At 71.4% G+C, this 17,792-nt stretch carries 14 protein-coding genes; 1 reads left to right on the top strand and 13 read right to left on the bottom strand.

Annotation, left to right across the window (positions count from 1 at the left end):
• Positions 1 to 140: 140 nt before the first annotated feature.
• The 6 genes from pgeF to ACE101_RS15840 all read right to left on the bottom strand — a co-directional run bounded on the left by pgeF (position 141) and on the right by ACE101_RS15840 (position 6,770).
• A complete protein-coding gene (gene pgeF, locus ACE101_RS15865) occupies positions 141 to 905 on the bottom strand; it encodes a peptidoglycan editing factor PgeF (RefSeq protein WP_379131188.1) in 765 nt (254 codons plus the stop codon).
• An 8-nt stretch (positions 906 to 913) separates the two neighbouring features.
• Positions 914 to 2,017 carry a class I SAM-dependent methyltransferase gene (locus ACE101_RS15860; protein WP_379131186.1) on the bottom strand — a complete coding sequence of 368 codons (1,104 nt, stop codon included), beginning with the start codon at positions 2,015 to 2,017 and terminating at the stop codon, positions 914 to 916.
• Positions 2,014 to 2,910 carry a prolipoprotein diacylglyceryl transferase gene (lgt, locus tag ACE101_RS15855; RefSeq protein WP_379131183.1) on the bottom strand — a complete coding sequence of 299 codons (897 nt, stop codon included), beginning with the start codon at positions 2,908 to 2,910 and terminating at the stop codon, positions 2,014 to 2,016. The genes ACE101_RS15860 and lgt overlap by 4 nt, the downstream gene beginning before the upstream one ends.
• Positions 2,911 to 2,968: 58 nt before the next feature.
• The gene (ilvA, locus tag ACE101_RS15850) at positions 2,969 to 4,516 is read right to left on the bottom strand and encodes a threonine ammonia-lyase, biosynthetic (RefSeq protein WP_379131180.1); all 1,548 of its coding nucleotides are present in this window, start codon (positions 4,514 to 4,516) and stop codon (positions 2,969 to 2,971) included.
• A gap of 91 nt (positions 4,517 to 4,607) precedes the next feature.
• A complete protein-coding gene (locus ACE101_RS15845; protein ID WP_379131177.1) occupies positions 4,608 to 5,696 on the bottom strand; it encodes an AbrB family transcriptional regulator in 1,089 nt (362 codons plus the stop codon).
• Between the two features lie 132 nt (positions 5,697 to 5,828).
• Complete coding sequence (locus ACE101_RS15840; RefSeq protein WP_379138720.1) at positions 5,829 to 6,770, bottom strand: LysR substrate-binding domain-containing protein; 942 nt, start codon at positions 6,768 to 6,770, stop codon at positions 5,829 to 5,831.
• A gap of 205 nt (positions 6,771 to 6,975) precedes the next feature.
• Here ACE101_RS15840 and ACE101_RS15835 point away from each other — a divergent pair, with 205 nt between their 5' ends.
• Positions 6,976 to 8,565: a catalase gene (locus ACE101_RS15835; RefSeq protein ID WP_379131174.1), complete on the top strand. Its 1,590-nt coding sequence runs from the start codon at positions 6,976 to 6,978 to the stop codon at positions 8,563 to 8,565.
• A gap of 115 nt (positions 8,566 to 8,680) precedes the next feature.
• Here ACE101_RS15835 and ACE101_RS15830 read toward each other — a convergent pair whose 3' ends face one another.
• The 7 genes from ACE101_RS15830 to ACE101_RS15800 all read right to left on the bottom strand — a co-directional run bounded on the left by ACE101_RS15830 (position 8,681) and on the right by ACE101_RS15800 (position 17,760).
• Complete coding sequence (locus ACE101_RS15830) at positions 8,681 to 8,878, bottom strand: hypothetical protein (RefSeq protein WP_379131171.1); 198 nt, start codon at positions 8,876 to 8,878, stop codon at positions 8,681 to 8,683.
• A 140-nt stretch (positions 8,879 to 9,018) separates the two neighbouring features.
• On the bottom strand, positions 9,019 to 10,311 hold the full coding sequence (oxlT, locus tag ACE101_RS15825; protein ID WP_379131169.1) for an oxalate/formate MFS antiporter: 1,293 nt from the start codon (positions 10,309 to 10,311) through the stop codon (positions 9,019 to 9,021).
• Between the two features lie 667 nt (positions 10,312 to 10,978).
• The gene (locus tag ACE101_RS15820) at positions 10,979 to 12,667 is read right to left on the bottom strand and encodes a methyl-accepting chemotaxis protein (protein ID WP_379131167.1); all 1,689 of its coding nucleotides are present in this window, start codon (positions 12,665 to 12,667) and stop codon (positions 10,979 to 10,981) included.
• 333 nt (positions 12,668 to 13,000) lie between these two features.
• Positions 13,001 to 13,849 carry a metallophosphoesterase family protein gene (locus ACE101_RS15815; protein ID WP_379131165.1) on the bottom strand — a complete coding sequence of 283 codons (849 nt, stop codon included), beginning with the start codon at positions 13,847 to 13,849 and terminating at the stop codon, positions 13,001 to 13,003.
• On the bottom strand, positions 13,846 to 14,778 hold the full coding sequence (locus ACE101_RS15810; RefSeq protein WP_379131162.1) for a diacylglycerol/lipid kinase family protein: 933 nt from the start codon (positions 14,776 to 14,778) through the stop codon (positions 13,846 to 13,848). The genes ACE101_RS15815 and ACE101_RS15810 overlap by 4 nt, the downstream gene beginning before the upstream one ends.
• Positions 14,779 to 14,956: 178 nt before the next feature.
• Positions 14,957 to 17,158 carry a 3-hydroxyacyl-CoA dehydrogenase NAD-binding domain-containing protein gene (locus tag ACE101_RS15805; protein WP_379131160.1) on the bottom strand — a complete coding sequence of 734 codons (2,202 nt, stop codon included), beginning with the start codon at positions 17,156 to 17,158 and terminating at the stop codon, positions 14,957 to 14,959.
• A gap of 71 nt (positions 17,159 to 17,229) precedes the next feature.
• A complete protein-coding gene (locus ACE101_RS15800) occupies positions 17,230 to 17,760 on the bottom strand; it encodes a DUF2059 domain-containing protein (protein WP_379131157.1) in 531 nt (176 codons plus the stop codon).
• Positions 17,761 to 17,792: the final 32 nt, after the last annotated feature.

Below are 17,792 nucleotides of genomic sequence, written 5' to 3'. Positions count from 1 at the left end.
CGGCCTTATCGGCGGTTCGTCGCCTGAACTCCCTTGGCTCCTTGCGGCTTCAACGCGGCCGAACGGCCAAGGTTCACTAGATCCCGGAAATTTTTCGGGCGCGGCCGCGGCCGGTACTTGTCGAACCGGAATACCTGCTCTCACGCCAGCGCAATGGCGGACACGAGACGGCCATAATCGGCCTCCCGGCGATGGGTCGTGCGCCGGTAGCTGAAGAAGCGGTCCGGGTCGCCGTAGGTGCAGAGGCCGAGATCCGCCACGGTGCCGGTTCCGGCCCGCACGAGCCGCCGCGTGATGTAGCCGGGCAGATCGAAGAGGTGGTGATCCGCCCGGCCGGGGCTCGGCGCGAAGAGGGCGGCATTGTCCGGGTCGGCGTCGAGGAAGCGCTCCCGGAATTCCGGGCCGACCTCGTAGGCCTCGGCGCCGATCGTCGGCCCGAGCACGGCGGTGACGCGGCCCCGCGCCGCGCCGAGCCGCTCCATCGCGTCGAGGGTGGATTCGACGATGCCGGTGAGCGCGCCCTTCCAGCCCGCATGGGCGGCGCCGACGACGCGGGCCTCCGGATCGGCGAAGAGGATCGGGCCGCAATCGGCGGTGAGGATCCCGAGCGCGAGACCGGGCACCCGGGTCGCCATGGCGTCGGCCTTCGGCCGTTCGGCGAAGGGCGCCTCGACGATCACGCACTCGGCCGAGTGGATCTGATGGACGCTCGCCAGCGCGCCGGCCGCGAGGCCGAGCCGCGCGGTCATCCGGCGACGGTTCTCGGCGACGCGGGCGGGCTCGTCGCCCGAGCCGGGGCCGCCGTTGAGCGAGGCGTAGAGCCCCTCCGACACGCCGCCCTGCCGGGTGAAGAAGGCGTGGCGCAGCCCCGGAAGGGCGCTGAGGGCGGGGGCTTCGACGAGCATGGCGGCGCCTATCCTGACAGGGTGGAGCGGGGGAGGGCGGGGAGGTTCGGCAGCCCCGGTCCGGAGACGCCCAGAACCTTGAACAGGCGCCCCATCCCCGTGGGGGCCTCGTCGACGAGCCGGGCGGCGCCCGCGACGACCGCCGCGGCCCGATCCGCCGGCGCCCCGGCCGCGAGCCGGTCGGCGCGCTGCTGCAGGCCGAGGGCGAGCAGGAAGTCGCGCTGCGGCACCGGCCCGTGGATCGCCGCGCCCGCCGCGTGCGCCGCCCGGGCGAGGGCGCCGAAATCGACCTGCGCGGTGAGGTCGGTCTCGCCCGGCGCGTCGAGCACGCCGATGCTGCGGTGGCGGGAGACCGCCTGGAGCGTGTCGGTGAGGCCGAGATCCGCCTCGCCGTAATCGATGGCGAGGAGCGCGCCGCCCTCGCGGGCGAGGCGTCCGGCGATGCCGCGCATCACGGCGAGACCCGCCGAGGGGATGGTCAGGACCGCGCCCTCCGGTGCCGCGGCCGCGAGGTCGGGGACCGGCTCCGGGTCGAGGCCGAAGGCGAGGCCGTCGCCCTCCGGCGCGAGGCCGACCCGGCGCGTGCACCAGCCGCGGGCGGTGCGCTCGTATTGGCGCACCGGCAGGGCGTCGAAGAACTCGTTGGCGAGGATGATCGCCGGCCCGGCCGGCACCGTCTCGACGGCGTCGTGCCAATGGACCGGGAGGGCCGCCGGGGCGAGGCGGTCATTCTGCGCGGCCCGCAGCACCGGGCTCGTCTCGACGAGGTGGAGGTCGATCGCCGCGGCGAAGGGGGGCAGAGCCGCGCGGATCGCCCGCAGGGCATCCGCCATCAGCGTGCCGCGGCCGGGCCCGAGTTCCACGAGGCGGCAGGGCGCGGGCCGGCCCATCTCGTGCCAGATGCCGGCCGCCCACAGGCCGAGGAGTTCGCCGAAGATCTGGCTGATCTCGGGGGCGGTGGTGAAATCCCCGGCGGCGCCGAGGGGATCGCGGGTGCGGTAGTAGCCGTGGCGGGGATGGCCCAGGCAGAGCGCCATGTAGTGCTCGACCGGGATCGGTCCGGTCTGGGCGATGAGCGTGCGCAGCTCGGCGAGGAGCGGCGTCCCGCTCACGCCGAATGCGCCTCGGCGTCGGCGGGCCTCTGCTCCAGCTTCGCGCGGGGCGCCGTCACCCCCTTGAGGGCGAGCGCGATCACCACGATCCCGATGATCAGCATCGGCACGCAGAGCACCATGCCCATGGTGATGCCGCCGTTGAGCGCCGAGACCTCCGTGCCGAACAGGAAGCCGAGCTGCGCGTCGGGCTCGCGGAAGAACTCGCAGGCCGTGCGGGCGAGGGCGTAGCCGATCACGAAGATGCCCCCGACGAGGCCCGGGCGCCGGAAGCCGAAGCGGCGCACCGCGACCGCCATGACGAGGAACAGCAGCAGGCCCTCGGCGGCGGCCTCGTAGAGCTGGCTCGGATGGCGCGGCAGCGGCCCGCCATTCGGAAACACCACCGCGTAGGGGAAGTCCGGCGCGGGCCGGCCCCACAGCTCGCCGTTCACGAAATTGGCGATGCGGCCGAAGAACAGGCCGATCGGCACCACCACGGCGGCGAGATCGAGCAGCGCGAAGGCGCTCAAGGAACGCGCGCGGGCGAACAGGACCAGCGCCAGCACCGCGCCGAGGAAGCCGCCGTGGAACGACATGCCTCCGCGCCAGATCGCCAGGATCTCGGACGGGTGCGCCAGATAGGCGCCGAGATTGTAGAACAGCACGTAGCCGATGCGCCCGCCCAGCACGACGCCGAGGGCCACCCAGACGATCAGGTCGTCGATGTCGGCGGCGGCGGGCCGGCGCACCGCGCCCCAGAGGGACGGGGCCGCGACGAGGCGCTTGGCGTAGAACCAGCCGCCGACGAGGCCCGCGATGTAGGCGAGGGCGTACCACTTGATCGCGATCGGCCCGATCGCGATGGCGACCGGGTTGATGGCGGGAAAGGGAAGCGCGAGGAGCGGCGGCATCGGGCGGCAGAGGTGAACCGGAGGCGGCGCGGCGTCAACCCGGTACGCCGCGGCTGTGTCAGGCCGATGGCAGGGGCTCGCCGCCCGCGTTCCCGTCGAGGAACAGCCGGTAGGCCGGGTTGTCGGTCTCGTCGTGGAACGGGTAGCCGAGGTCTTCCAGGGCCCGCCGGAAGCGGGTTTCGTCACCCTCCGCCACCTGGATGCCGGCGAGCACCCGGCCGTAATCGGCGCCATGGTTGCGGTAGTGGAACAGGGAGATGTTCCAGGCGACGCCGAGCCCGTCGAGGAACCTCAGCAGCGCCCCCGGCCGCTCCGGGAACTCGAACCGGAACAGGCGCTCGTCGGCGAGTCCCGGCACGCGCCCGCCCACCATGTAGCGCACGTGGACCTTCGCCATCTCGTTGTCGCTGAGGTCCAGCACCGGGTAGCCGAGGGCGGTGAGGCCCGCGATCAGCGCCTCCTTCTCGCCGGCCTGCCCCTGGAGCTGCACGCCGACGAAGATGTGCGCGGCCGAGCCCTCCGCGTAGCGGTAGTTGAACTCGGTGATGGCGCGGGCGCCGAGCGCCTGGATGAAGGCGCGGTAGCTGCCCGTCCGCTCCGGGATCGTGACGGCGAGCAGCACCTCGCGGCGCTCGCCGAGTTCCGCCCGCTCGGCGATGTGGCGCAGGCGGTCGAAATTGAGGTTGGCGCCGCTGTTGATGGCGACGAGGGCGCCGCCCGCGCCGGCCCCGCTGCGCGCCGCCCAGGCCTTCAGGCCCGCCACCGCGAGGGCCCCGGAGGGCTCCGAGATGGCGCGGGTGTCGTCGAACACGTCCTTGACCGCGGCGCAGATCGCGTCGGTGTCGACCGTGATCACCGCGTCGAGATATTCGCGGCAGAGGCGGAAGGTCTCCTCGCCGGCTTGGCGCACCGCCACGCCGTCCGCGAACAGCCCGACCGAGTTCAGCACCACGCGCTCGCCCGCCTGGAGGGCCGCCGCCATGCCGGCCGCGTCCTCCGGCTCGACGCCGATCACCTGGGTCTCGGGGCGCAGGAACTTCACCGCGGTGGCGATGCCCGCGGCCAAGCCCCCGCCGCCGATCGGCACGAAGATCGCCGCGATCGGTCCCGAATGCTGCTGGAGGATCTCCAGCCCGATCGTGCCCTGCCCGGCGATCACCTCGGGATCGTCGTAGGGGTGGATGAAGGTCAGGCCCTGCTCGGCCTCCAGGGCCTTGGCGTGGGCATAGGCCTCGTCGAAGGCGTCCCCGTGCAGCACGGCGTTGCCGCCGCGCGCCCGCACTGCCTCGACCTTGATCGCCGGGGTGGTGCGCGGCATCACGATGGTCGCGTTCACCCCGAGCTTGGCGGCGGCGAGCGCCACGCCCTGGGCGTGGTTGCCGGCCGAGGCGCAGATCACCCCGCGGTCGAGAACCTCGCGGGGCAGCCCCGCCATCTTGTTGTAGGCGCCGCGCAGCTTGAAGGAGAAGACCGGCTGCAGATCCTCGCGCTTGAGCAGCACCGGCGCGCCGATTCGGCCGGAGAGGCGCGGCATCGGGTCGAGCGGGCTCTCGATGGCGACGTCGTAGACGCGCGCGGTGAGGATCTTCTTGATGTAGTCGTGCACGGGACGCTGTCCGGATGGCGGGAGGACGGGGCCTGCCGCGAAGGCGGCCCCATAGCGGGTTTCGGCCCGCGATGCGAGCGTGGCCGCAGCGTCACCCGGCCCCGGTGGCGCCGCTGCTGCTGCTGCGCGAGATCCACTTGGCGACGAGCGGCCCGGTGATGATGACCACGAGGAGCCGCAGGGTCTGCACGGCGAGCACGAAGGAGACGTCCGCCTTCGAGCCCACCGCGATGATCGCCACGGAATCGAGGCCTCCGGGGCTGGTGGCGAGGATCGCGGTCAAGAGGTCGATCGGCAGCAGGAAGGTGAGGCCCCAGGCCCACAGCCCGCAGAGCCCGATCAGGCCCAGGGTCGCCGCGAGCACGCCGGGCAGGGCGTAGACGGTGGCCCGCACGGTGGCGCGGGTGAAGCGCAAGCCCACCGTCCAGCCGATCGCCGCGTAGGCGAGGGCGAGGAGCCAGTCGGGCAGGCTCATGCTGGCAAGGCCGGTGGCGTGGAGCGCGGCGCCGATCACCAGGGGGCCGATCATCGCGCCCGACGGGATGTTGAGCAGGCGTCCGAGCCACGCGCCGAGGGCGGCGACCGCGAGCGTCGTCAGCACGGCGCCCAGCTCGGGGGCGCCGACCGGGGCTGGCACCACCGCGGACCCGGTCCCCATGAAGAGCCGCGCCACGATCGAGGCCGAGAGGGCCACGCAGGCGACGCGCAGGTACTGCATGAAGGCGACGAGGCGCGGATCGGCGCCGTACTCCTCCGCCATCGCCACCATGGCGGCGGCGGCCCCCGGCGAGGAGCCCCAGGCCGCTGTGGTGCCGGGCAGGAGCCGGATGCGGGTGAGGAACCAGCCGACCGCGGCGCTCGCCAGCACGGTCACCCCGACGACCGCGAGCATCAGCGGACCATCCGCCATGATCGTCTGCACGATCGAGGCGTTCACCGCGTGGGCGACGAGGCAGCCGATCAGCGCCTGCGCGGCGAGGAAGCCGGGTTTCGGCACCCGGATCGCCGCCCCCGAGACGCCGAAGACGATCGCGGCCAGCATCGGGCCGAGCAGCAGGGCGGCCGGGAAGCCGGCGGCGGAGAGGAGGGCGGAGAGGCAAGCGGAGGCCGCGAGAAGGCCGATCCATTGCGGGACCGCGTGCGCGGCGGAGCGGCGGAGGTCCAGGTCGGCAGGCTTCATGGCGGGCGCTGATGCGGAGATCCGGCTCCGAGATCGACGCAGAGACTCCGCTCCCGTCCGGGAGAGGGGTTGGCTGCGCCGCCTCGGACAACGATGACTGGATCCCGTCGCTAGACGCGAATCACGGCCCTGTCATGCCGAACTCGCCGCCTCGGTCATGCCGCAAGGTAGAGTTGCGCCCGGCGCATGTGCGCGGAAGAAGCCTGCGAGCCGGGTCAGCCCCTCGCTGCGCGGGTCGCTCGCGCGCCATGCGAGCGCGATCACCCGGTCGGGGCCGCCCTCGCCGAAGCGGCGGCAGACCGTGAGGCCGCTCGGATCCGGGCCCTGGGGCGCGGCGAGCGCCGGCAGGAGCGTGTAGCCCGCCCCCGCCGCCACCATCGAGCGCAGGGTCTCCAGGCTGGTGGCGTGCCGCCCCGCCGCCGGGCCGGCGCCGCAGGCCGCCATCGTCTGGTCGCGCAGGCAGTTGCCCTCGTCGAGCAGCAGCAGGTCGGGGCCGGCGAGATCCTCCGCCCGCGGGCCGTCCCCCATCGCGAAGGCGTGATCGGCCGGACAGACGAGGAGGAAGGGCTCGCGGAACAGCGGCGCCACGGTCAGCCCCGCCTCGGCGATCGGCAGCGAGATCAGGGCCGCGTCGAGCCGACCCTCGCGCAGGCCCTCCAGGATGCCCGCGGTGCGCCCCTCGCTCAGCGCCAGGGCGAGCTGCGGGAATTCCTGGCGCAGCTGGCGCAGCACCTGCGGGAACAGGTAGGGGCCGAGCGTCTGGATCGCCGCGAGCACCAGACGCCCGGCCAGCGCCGCGCCGACCCCCTCGCGGGCGAGCAGCAGCAGGCGGTGGGCCTCGGCCAGCACCGCGCGGGCCTGCCGCACCACCACCTGCCCGCTCGGGGTCAGCAGCACCCGCCGGTTGGTGCGCTCGAAGATCGTGAGCCCGAGCGCCTCCTCCAGCTTGCGCACCTGCACGCTGAGCGTCGGCTGGCTGACGTTGCAGCGCTCGGCCGCCCGGCCGAAATGGGTTTCGTCAGCGACGGCAACGACATATTCGAGGTCGCGCAGGGACAGGCCGGCAATGTTCATAGACACTGTCTATCATTGGTTTCGGAACGATGCATTGGCCTTGGGGTCACGCGGCGGTCATAAGGCCGAGCGAGAACGCTTCTAGTTCCAAGGGCGGTTGGGGCGCGTGCCCTCCGACCCTATGTCAGACGTCCTCGTGCGGTGCCGGCGCCTCGGCCAGGGTGGCTGGCCGGCATCGCGCTCTTCGATTTCGAGAGGAGGCTTCATGAGCGACCAACGCCCGATCCTGACGACCCGGCAGGGTCATCCGGTCCGCGACAATCAGAGCCTGCGCACGGTCGGCGAGCGCGGCCCCGCCACGCTCGAGAACTACCAGTTCATCGAGAAGATCACGCATTTCGACCGCGAGCGCATTCCGGAGCGCGTGGTCCATGCCCGCGGCGCCGGTGCGCACGGCTATTTCGAGGCCTACGGCAAGATCGGCGACGAGCCGGCCTCCAAGTACACCCGCGCCCGCGTGCTCAACGAGACCGGCGTGAAGACCCCGGTCTTCGTGCGCTTCTCGACCGTGGCCGGCGCCAAGGAGAGCCCGGAGACCGAGCGCGACCCGCGCGGCTTCGCGGTGAAGCTCAAGACGGTCGACGGCAATTGGGATCTCGTCGGCAACAACCTCAAGGTGTTCTTCATCCGGGACGCCATCAAGTTCCCGGACATGATCCACGCCTTCAAGCCCGATCCGGTGACGAACCGCCAGGAGGCGTGGCGCTTCTTCGACTTCGTCGCCCAGCACCCCGAGTCGATCCACATGGTGACCTGGCTGAAGTCGCCGTGGGGCATCCCCGCCAATTACCGCGAGATGGAAGGTTCGGGCGTCAACACCTACAAGCTGGTCAACGACCAGGGCGAGGCGGTGCTCTGCAAGTTCCACTGGATCCCCAAGCAGGGCGTGCGGAACCTGACCTCGCAGCAGGCGTCCGAGATCCAGGCCAAGGATGTCGGCCACGCCACGCGCGACCTCTACGACAACATCACGGCGGGCAACTTCCCCGAATGGGAGTTCGCCGTGCAGATCATGCCGGACGGCCCGAACGATCACCTCTCGTTCGACCCGCTGGATGACACGAAGCGCTGGCCCGAGGACCAGTTCCCGCTGCTGAAATGCGGCCGGATGGTGCTCGACCGCGTGCCGGACAACTTCTTCGCCGAGGTCGAGCAATCCGCCTTCGGCACCGGCGTGCTCGTCGACGGCATCGACTTCTCGGACGACAAGATGCTGCAGGGCCGGACCCTGTCCTACTCGGACACGCAGCGCTACCGCGTCGGCCCGAACTACCTGCAGCTGCCGATCAACGCGCCGCAGCCGGGCGTGAAGGTCTATTCGAACCAGCGCGACGGCCAGATGACGTACAGCGTCGACGGCACCGGCCCGAACAAGCACATCAACTACGAGCCGAGCACGCTGGCCGAGGGCCTGCGCGAGGCGCCGAAGCCCGCCAAGGATTACCACCAGCCGGTGACGGGCAATCTCGGCCGCTACCAGACCAGCCGCACCGAGGACGACTACACCCAGGCCGGCGCGCGCTACCGCTCCTTCGAGGATTGGGAGCGCGACGACCTGATCGCCAACCTCGTGGCCGACATGAAGCAGTGCCCCGAGCCGATCCAGCTGCGGATGGTCTGGCACTTCTGGCACGCCGACGAGGATTACGGCCGCCGCGTGGCCGAGGGTGCCGGGATCGACCTGGAGAAGGCCAAGGCCCTGCCGCCTCTGCCGGGCCGCGCCGCCCCGCACAAGCGCCTGACGGCCGAGACCTACACGGACGGCTCGCGGGCCCAGAAGGTCGCGGCGGAGTAAACGCGCCTCCCGCCGACGCTCATGCCCGCCCGGACGCCCCCGTCCGGGCGGGTTTTTCGTGTTCGCCGTCGGACCTGGCTGTCAGCGCGAGACGGCGATTCGGTCGATCGCCCGATCAGCGCGGCCCGTGGTCGGCCATGCCCGCGAGCCCCGGCAGGGCGTACTGGCCCTCGACGAGGGCGATGAGGGAGAGCGTGAGGCCGAGCCCGGCGGCGTAGAGGATCGAGAACGCGTCGCGGTCGCATCGGCTCGTGGCCAGGACGAGCCCGGCGAAGGGGATGCTCTGGAGAGCGAGGGCGGCGGCGATGCTCATCGCGAATCTCCCACGGGAAGCGATTGTCGCAGCCCCGAAACGAGCGCGCACGGGCCGCGGAGGGCGGCCCGTGTCGTCCCGGGCCGGGAGCCGGGATCCGATGATCGGCCGCCTCGCCCCGGAGGGCGAGGCGGGATGAATCAGGCGTGGGACGCCTCCGGCACGGGGACGCCGTTGGCGGCGTGGTGGCGCTTGAGCATGGGTCTGAGGACGGTGATGGCGAGACAGGCGGCGATCAGGTCGAGGATGGCGACGGTGTAGAGAACGCTCGTCCAGGTGCCGGTGGCCTGCATCAGCAGGTTGCCCGCGGGCACCAGCAGCGCCGCCAAGCCCTTCGCGCAGTACAGCACCCCGTAGATCTTGCCGATGTGCCCCGACCCGAACGTGTCCGCGGCGGTGGCGCTGAACAGGCTGTAGACCTCGCCCCAGGCCAGGAACACGATCCCGCTCAGGATCACGAACGCCCACGGATTGTGCCCGAACGTGCCCAGCGCCACGATCCCGATCCCCTCCAGCGAGAAGGCGATGAACATCGTCTTCTCCCGCCCGATCCGGTCCGAGATCCAGCCGAAGAACGGCCGCGAGATCCCGTTCATGATCCGGTCCAGCATCAGCGCGAAGGGCAGCGCCGCCATGGTGATGAAGTACAGGTTGACCTGGAAGTTCTTCACCCCGAGATCCTGCGCGATCACCCCGAGCTGGGCCACCGCCATCAGCCCGCCGGTCACCGTGCAGGTGAACATGATCAGCATCACCCAGAACACCTTGGTGCGCAAAGCCTCGCCCAGGGTGTAGTCGCGCCGGCTCTGCTGGACGGTGGTGGAGAAGGTCACCTCGCCGCGGGCCGGCGAGCGCAGGCCGATCGAGGCCAGGATGATCAGCGCGCCCTGGATCAGGCCGAAGACGAAGAAGGCCTGCTGGAAGCCGCCATCGGCGATCATGCTGGCGATGGGCAGGATGGTGAGCGCGGATCCGGCCCCGTAGCCGCCGGCGGTGAGGCCGACGGCGAGGCCGCGGCGGTCGGGGAACCACTTGAGGGCGTTGGCGATGCAGGTGGCGTAGACGCAGCCGACCCCGATGCCGCCGATGACCGCGCCGATGTAGAAGCCGGTCAGGGAGGAGGCGTAGGAGTTCACCACCCAGGCCAGGCCGGTGAAGAAGCCGCCGGCCATGACGACGCGGCTGGGGCCGTAGCGGTCGATGAAGTGGCCCTCGATGGGGGTGAGCCAGGTCTGGACCACCACGAAGATGGTGAACGCGACCTGGATCGCGGCCCGGTCCCAGCCGAAGGTCTTCTGGATTTCGGGGACGAACAGCGTCCACGCGTACTGGATGTTGGCGGCGGCGACCATGCAGATCACGCCCAGGATCAGCTGGAACCAGCGACCCGCAATCGCGGGTGCCTCCGTTCTCGTGGCGGCGACAGATGTCATGGATGGTCCTCCCTGCGGGATTCGAGGCCGCTATTCGGGATGTTTCCCGGTGCTCGATGGCGTGTTGAGCTCGTCGATTGGAGGAGGGGCCGCGCGTCAGGGCGCGCGGAACCCTGCGCATCTCCGGGCGAGGTCCGGAGCGCATCGCATCGTCGGAAGGGACGAACGGGGGACGGCGCCGCCGTCAGCCGGGCGACGGAGGTCTGGCTCGAAGCATGGGGCGTTCCTCGTATTATGGTTCTGGTGGCCGCCGATCCCGCGATGGCGCAGCCGGTCAGCGGCTGCAGGCCAACAGGTTGATGGCACTGCAGATCTGCGGATGCTTCGCTTCAGGTCGACTGTATACCAGTTCTAGTGTGCTCACGCATTTCCGGCTTTGTCAACGCTGGCCGAAGTCCTCGGCGATGACTTGCCAAGACAAGATCAGAAATTCCGCGATGCAGCGGGATTATCCGCCGCGCGAATTCGTTGACGACGCGCTCGCCGCCATCATCCGCTCCCGGGTGCGGAAAGCAGGCCGGTGGCGAGACGCGCACGACGAAAGACCCGCCGCGACGTCTGTCGCGGCGGGCCCGTCTTGCCCACATCTTCTCGCCCGGGCCGTCTTGGTCCAGGCCGTCTTGCCCGGATGCGGATGAGATCGCGCGGTGGAAGGTCTGGCGGTCCGTCAGGCGGCCCGGACGGTCGCGAGGACGTGGGTCACCTCCGCGCTGAGCTGGTCGGCTTGGCGGGACAGGTCGGAGACGGAGACCAGCACCTGCGTGGCGGCGATCCCGGTCTCCTCCGCGGTGCCCGCGACGGCGCCGATCGTCGCGGTGACGTCGCTGGTGCCCGCGGCGGCCTGGGTGATGTTGCGGACGATCTCCTGCGTCGCCGCGCCCTGCTCCTCGACGGCCGCCGCGATCGAGGCGGACACCTCGCTGATCTGCCGGATGACGCCGGTGATGCGCCCGATCGCCGCGACGGCCTCGTCGGTGGAGCCCTGGATGCGGCCGATCTGGCCGGTGATCTGCTCGGTGGCGCGCGCCGTCTGGGTGGCGAGTTCCTTGACCTCGGCGGCGACGACCGCGAAGCCGCGGCCCGCCTCGCCGGCCCGCGCCGCCTCGATGGTGGCGTTCAAGGCCAGCAGGTTCGTCTGGCCGGCGATGGTCGAGATCATCGCCACCACGTCGCCGATCTGGGCGGCGGCCTTGCTCAGGTCCTGCACGACGCCGGCGGTCCGGCCCGCCTCGTCCACCGCGGTCTGCGCGAGTTCGGCCGAGCCATGGACCTGCCGGCCGATCTCCTGCACCGAGGCGCCGAGTTCCTCGGTGGCCGCCGAGACGGTGGTGACGTTCGTGGCCGCCTCCTCGGCCGCGGCCGCCACGCTCGCCGAGCGGGTCGCCGTCTCGCCGGCGGCCTGGGTCATGCCGTGGGCGGTCGCCTGGAGTTGGGCCGCCGCCGCCGTGACGGTGCCGAGGATGCCGCCGACGGCGGCCTCGAACCCGTCCGCCATGTCGCGCATCGCGGTCCGGCGCTGCGTCTCGGCACCCGCCCGCGCCGCCTCGGTCTCCCGCTCCAGGGTGCGCATCCGCAGGAGGGCGTCCTTGAAGACCTGCACCGCGTCGGCGATGCGACCGATCTCGGTGCGGGCGCCCTGGTGCGGCACCGCCGCGTCGAGGTCGCCCTGGGCGAGGGCCTGCATGGGATGCAGGATCGAGGCGATGCCCCGGGCGATCCCGCGCGTGATCAGGACGGCGAGGACGAGCGAGAGCAGGGTCGCGCCGCCCGCCGCCACGAGGGTCCAAAGCCGCGTCTCCGTGTAGAGCGCCGTCGCGTCGCGCTCCGCCTGGGCGGCGCCCGCGTCGTTGAGCGCGACGAGGGTGTCGAGGGCGATCGAGGCTTGGCGCCGCGGCGTCACCGCCTTGGCTTCGTAGAGCGCCAGCGCCTCGGCCTTCTGGCCGGCGCGGGACAGGACGGTCATCGCATCGGCGACGTCGAGGAAGGCCTGCCAGTCGCGCCGGAAGGCCTCGTAGGCGGTCCGCTCCGCGTCGCTGCTGATCAGCGAGCTGTAGCGCTTCAGGCTCTCGTCGAGCTTGGCGCGGCGTTGCGCGAGATCGGCATCGATGCCGGCCAGCGCCTTGCCGTCGGTCGCGAGCAGATGGCGCAGCAGGCTGGTGTTGTAGCGGCCGGTCAGCGCGTTGATCTCGCCTGCGGTCCGTACGCTGGGCAGCCAATCGGTCTGAACCCGATCCAGCAGAGCATCGATGCGTGCCAATCCGGTCAAGCTGAGACCGCTCAGGCCGATCATCACGATTGTCAGAGCGGCGAAAGCGGATACCAGCTTCGCGCGAATGGAAACACGATCGAAGGACACGGGGGACTCCTGCGACGCCCCGAATGCCTGATGATGTCCCGGGGGCTCGTGTCCGATTGGTGCGATGCAATCGTTAATGTTCCGGTATACTTAACCATAAGGCAGCGGCTCGCTGCCGGATCGATGAGGCGGAATGCCGCATCGTCTCCGGGATGGACCGCGCTCCGGGGCGGAACCTTTCGCGGCGCGTCATCGGAAATCTCCACCCGCTGCGCCCCGAGGAGCGGATCATACGGTTTCCGGATGATCGCTTCGCGATGCGGAAACCGGCCTCGCTCAGGCGCCGCGCGGGCTCGTGATACGGTTTCCGAAAGTGATCGTCCGGAAACCGTATCACTCCTCGGTGGCGCAGCGGGTGGAGCCGGATTCGGCGGCGTCGCACCAATCGGTGCCGGTCCAGAGCCGCACCTGCACGGTGGCGACCCCGTCCTCGATCCGGATGCGGTTGTAGGCGTTCGGCTCGTTGCCGCGCAGGCGGGTGGAGGTGGCCGAGCCGGCCTGCACGGCGAGCAGGTGCTGCGGGCTCGCGCGCGCCTCGCTGACGTCGATCTCCGCCTTCGGCTCGCCCGAGGGTTGGGGCATCACGACGCGCGAATAGCCCCGGTGCAGATGGCCGGCGAGGGTCAGCCCGACGCCGTGGCGCTGGAAGGCCGCGAGCGCCTCGTCGGCCCGCCCGACCAAGCGTGCCTCCTCGTCCCAGGGCGGCGGCATGAAGGGGTGGTGCCCCACGACGATGCGGAAGAGCTGCGGGGGCAGGGCGGCGAGCCGTGCCTCGGTGCGGCGGATCTGCGCCCGGGTGATCTTGCCCTGCGACCAGTCCCGCTCGGGCGCCCAGGTCCGCACCGTGTTGAGGCAGAGGACGGCGATCTCCTCGTCCTGGAACAGGGGCTCCGTCTCGGCCGCGATGTAGCGGCGGTAGCGCCGGAACGGGTGCAGGAAGCGCTCCCACAGCCGGAAGGGCGTGATGTCGTGGTTGCCCGGCACGGCGATCACCGGCGCCGTCAGGCGCGCGAGGAAGGCCCGGGCCTCCTCGTATTCGCGGATATGCGCCCGCATGGTGAAGTCGCCGGAGGCGATGACGAGGTCGGGCCGGTCGCGGTTCAGCTCCGCGGCCAGCCCCTCGACCGCCGCCGGATCGGTCCGGCCGAAATGGAGGTCGGAGATGTGGGCGATCCGCCTCATGGGGCGTCGTCCTCGCGGGGCACCAGCACCCGCAGGGCGGCGGGGCGGATGCGGTAGGTCAGCGGGGGCTTGAGCAGGATCACCTCTCCGTCGTTCATCACCCGGACGCGCCGGCGCGGCACCGCGAGCGTCGCCTGCGTCGTCTCGGTCCGGTCGAGATCCGGCAACTGCCGCCACCGGCCGACCGCGAAGCCGAGGCCGAGCCGCAGCAGGCCCTGCGCCGACAGCGCCGCGATGACGTAGAGCGTGAACCGGCCCCGATCGACCCCGCTCCGCAGCAGGACCGCGCCGACATCCTCCCGGTAGTCGCCGACGACAACGGCGAGGGTGCGGAACCGGATCCGCCGCGTCGTGCCCGCGAGGTCGAGCGTGGCGCTCATCCGGGGATAGCGGCCGAGATGGCGCCACAGCAGCGCCGCCATGCCGAGCAGGGCCCCGAGGCCGAAGCGCCCGCGGCGCGCCTCCCGGTGGCGCTGCATCCGGGCCGGCATTCCGAGCACCGAGTTGATGGCGAAGATCCGCCCGTTGACCTCGCCGAGATCGATCGCCCGTGGATGCCCCGACGCCACCACGCGGGCCGCCGCGTCGAGGTCGAGCGGCAGGCCGAGATCCCTGGCGAGCAGGTTCATGGTGCCCGCGGGCAGGATGCCGAGCGGAATGCCGGATCCGGCGAGGCTCTCGGCGGCGCAGGCCAGGGTGCCGTCGCCGCCGGCCACCACCAGGGCGTCGATCCCGGGAAGCGCCGCCGCAGCGCGCAGCCGCTCGGGCAGGGGGAGGGTGGGGGCGGGCTCCGCCACCACGTCGAGACCCGCCGCCGCCAGCGCCGCGGCCGGGCGGGCAGGATCGAGCCCCCGCTCGGCGAGCGCCCCGGAGGCCCCGTTCGTCACCAGGACCACCCGCCGGCCCGATCCCGCTCCAAACCCGCCCATCGCCGCCTCGCCGCCGGAGCGGCGCGGCCGCCCGAGGCGGGCAGAATGGGCGCGTTCCGTCTCAGCCTGATGGCGGCGCCCGGACCGCCGCCGGCTCCGGGCGTCTTGATTGATCGCGGCCGCCGGGTGACCGGATCGCCCGGGCTGGGGCGATCCGGATCGGGTCACGGCCGGCGCATCAGGCGGCCTGCTTCTCGGCGCGGCCGTAGAAGCGCCCGCCCGTCTCCGCCAGGGCGATCAGGCTGTCGGGCGGCGCGAAGCGGGCGCCGTGCTTGGCCTCTAGCCGGCGGCACAGCTCCACGAAACGCCGCGCGCCCATGCCGTCGATGTAGGACAGGACCCCGCCGGTGAACGGCGCGAAGCCGAAGCCGAGGATCGAGCCGACATCCGCCTCGCGCGGATCCGTCACCACGCCCTCGCCGTAGACCCGGGCGGCCTCCACCGCCTGGGCGACGAGGAGCCGCTGCTTCAGCTCGGCGAAATCCACCGCCTCGGGATCGAGGCGCGGGCCCGCCAGATCGGCAAGGCCCGGCCAGAGCCGCTTCGGCCCCGCCTCGGGGTAATCGTAGAAGCCCTTGCGGTTCTTGCGCCCGAGCCGGCCCTCCCCCTCGACGAGGCCCGCGAGGATGCGCTCCTGCACCGGGTTGACCGCCGCGTCCCCGAGCTGGGCCTTGGTGGCCTTGAGGATCTTCAGCGCGAGATCGACGCCGACCTCGTCGTTGAGGGAGAGCGGCCCCACCGGCATGCCCGCCTGCCGGCCGGCATTCTCGATCATCACCGCCGGCACGCCCTCGGCGAGCATCAGGTGGCCTTCCAGGATGTAGGCGCCGACGCAGCGGTTGGCGAAGAAGCCGCGGGCGTCGTTGACCACGATCGGCGTCTTCTTGATCGCCCGCACGTAGTCGAGGGCGGCGGCGAGCGCCCGCTCGCCGGTGGCCTTGCCCATGATGATCTCGACCAGCAGCATCTTCTCCACCGGCGAGAAGAAGTGGATGCCGATGAACTGGTCGGGCCGCTGCGAGGCCTTGGCGAGGCCGGTGATCGGCAGGGTCGAGGTGTTGGAGGCGAAGATCACCTCCGGCCCGATCGCCGCCTCGACCTTGGCGATCACCTCGGCCTTGACCTTCGGGTCCTCGAACACCGCCTCGATGACGAGGTCGCAGCCGGCGAGCGCCGCGTAGTCGCCGGTGGGGGTGATGCGGGCGAGGAGCGCGTCGCGGTCGGCGGTCTTGGCGCGGCCCTTCATGATCTGGTCGGAGACGAGCTTGTGCGAGTAGGCCTTGCCCTTCTCGGCCGCCTCGACGCTCTGGTCGACGAGCACGACCTCCATGCCGGCGAGCGCCGTGACGTAGGCGATGCCCGCGCCCATGAAGCCGGCCCCGACGACGCCGACCCGCTTGAGGCTCGACGGTCCGATCGCGGCCGGGCGCCGCGCGCCCTTGTTGAGTTCGCCCATCGAGACGAAGAGCGAGCGGATCATCGCCGCCGCTTCCGGCGAGCGCAGGATCCTGGCGAAGTAGCGGCTCTCGACCTTGAGCGCGAGATCCATCGGCAATTGCAGGCCCTCGTAGACGGACTGCAGGATCGCCTTCGCGGCCGGGTAGTTGTCGTGGGTTTCGCGGCGGTAGATGGCGTTGGCGGGCGGCCAGGTCATCATACCGGCGGGCGAGTAGACCTTGCCGGAGGGCGCCTTGAACTTCGGCTGGTCCCAGGGGGCGACGGCGGAACCGCCGCCCTTGATCCAGGCCTTGGCCTGATCGACGATCTCGTCGCGCTTGGCCACCGCGTGGGCGAGGCCCATGTTGCGGGCCATCAGCGGGCGGATCTGCTCGCCCTTGAACAGCATCTGGAGGGCATCGCCGGTCTGCATCAGGCGGGCGACGCGCTGCGTGCCGCCGGCGCCCGGGAACAGCCCGACCTTGATCTCCGGCAGGCCGACGCGGGTCTTGTCGTCGTCCGACAGGATGCGGTGGTGGCAGGCCAGCGCCAGCTCGAAGGCGCCCCCGAGGCAGGTGCCGTGCACCGCCGCCGCGAAGGGCTTTCCGCAGGTTTCGAGCTTCCGGTAGAGCAGGGTGAGGCGCCGGGATTCCTCGAAGAAGAAGCGCATCGCCTCCTCCTCGCCGCGCTCCCGGGCGAGGCGGGCATATTCGGCCCCGAGCCCCTGGAGCATGGTGAGGTCGGCGCCGCCCGAGAAGCTGTCCTTGCCCGAGGTGATCACGCAGCCCTTGATGGCGGCATCGGCCGCCACCGTGTCGACGATCCGGTCGAGTTCGGCCATCACCTCCGGGGTGATGACGTTCATCGAGCGGCCGGGGCTGTCCCAGGTCGCGAGCGCGATGCCGTCGGAATCGGTCTCGAAGCGGAAATGCGTGAGGTCCATCGGAGCGTCCTCGTGAGGCATGGCGGGGAGGGCCCTCCGCGGGCGGCTTGGCGTCGCGGAGGGCGTCCCGGTCAGGGCTGCTTCGGAGCCGGGCCAGCGCCCGGATTGGGAGCCGGGCCGGCACCCGGATTCGGGCCGGCACCGGGCTTTTGCTGCTGCTGGGCCATCGTCGCCAGCGCCAGCATGTTCATCATCCGCGTCACCGCATCCTTGGTGATGCTGGAGACGAGGGAGTTCGGATCGGCGTTGAGCGCCTGGAACTTCTGGAAGACGGGGTCCTCGTAGATCTTCACGAGCTGCTTCAGCTCGTCCTCGCTGAACTTCTGGGCGTATTCCTTGGCGAGGTCGCCCACGAGCTTCGTGCGCTCCTGCTCGAATCCCTTGTCGAGTTCGGGCCGGATCGTCGCGGCCTGCTCGGCCGAGACCGAGGCCAGCGAGCGCTCCTCGGCCTGCCTGAAGGCGATGCCGAGGTTCTTCGCCACCGTCCGCTCGATGATCGCGCGCGCGATCGCTTCGCGGTCATCGGCCCGCGCCGCGGGGCTCGCGAGCGCGAGCGCGAGGGCGAGGAGAGGAAGGGACCTGGTCGCGAGGGACTTGGTCATGGGCGTTTCCTGATGAGGGCTTGGGAAGCCGG

It is taken from the genome of Methylobacterium carpenticola (genome assembly GCF_042748905.1).
In the GTDB taxonomy this organism is placed as follows: domain Bacteria; phylum Pseudomonadota; class Alphaproteobacteria; order Rhizobiales; family Beijerinckiaceae; genus Methylobacterium; species Methylobacterium carpenticola.
This window is presented reverse-complemented; position numbering and strand designations above follow the sequence as displayed.

What these genes read in the sequence shown, in the direction of transcription:
- pgeF (WP_379131188.1), bottom strand. Translation starts at nt 905, where the DNA reads ATGCTCGTCGAAGCCCCCGCCCTCAGCGCCCTTCCGGGGCTGCGCCAC.
- lgt (WP_379131183.1), bottom strand. Translation starts at nt 2,910, where the DNA reads ATGCCGCCGCTCCTCGCGCTTCCCTTTCCCGCCATCAACCCGGTCGCC.
- ACE101_RS15845 (WP_379131177.1), bottom strand. Translation starts at nt 5,696, where the DNA reads ATGAAGCCTGCCGACCTGGACCTCCGCCGCTCCGCCGCGCACGCGGTC.
- ACE101_RS15840 (WP_379138720.1), bottom strand. Translation starts at nt 6,770, where the DNA reads ATGAACATTGCCGGCCTGTCCCTGCGCGACCTCGAATATGTCGTTGCC.
- ACE101_RS15835 (WP_379131174.1), top strand. Translation starts at nt 6,976, where the DNA reads ATGAGCGACCAACGCCCGATCCTGACGACCCGGCAGGGTCATCCGGTC.
- ACE101_RS15830 (WP_379131171.1), bottom strand. Translation starts at nt 8,878, where the DNA reads ATGAGCATCGCCGCCGCCCTCGCTCTCCAGAGCATCCCCTTCGCCGGG.
- oxlT (WP_379131169.1), bottom strand. Translation starts at nt 10,311, where the DNA reads ATGACATCTGTCGCCGCCACGAGAACGGAGGCACCCGCGATTGCGGGT.
- ACE101_RS15815 (WP_379131165.1), bottom strand. Translation starts at nt 13,849, where the DNA reads ATGAGGCGGATCGCCCACATCTCCGACCTCCATTTCGGCCGGACCGAT.
- ACE101_RS15810 (WP_379131162.1), bottom strand. Translation starts at nt 14,778, where the DNA reads ATGGGCGGGTTTGGAGCGGGATCGGGCCGGCGGGTGGTCCTGGTGACG.
- ACE101_RS15805 (WP_379131160.1), bottom strand. Translation starts at nt 17,158, where the DNA reads ATGGACCTCACGCATTTCCGCTTCGAGACCGATTCCGACGGCATCGCG.
- ACE101_RS15800 (WP_379131157.1), bottom strand. Translation starts at nt 17,760, where the DNA reads ATGACCAAGTCCCTCGCGACCAGGTCCCTTCCTCTCCTCGCCCTCGCG.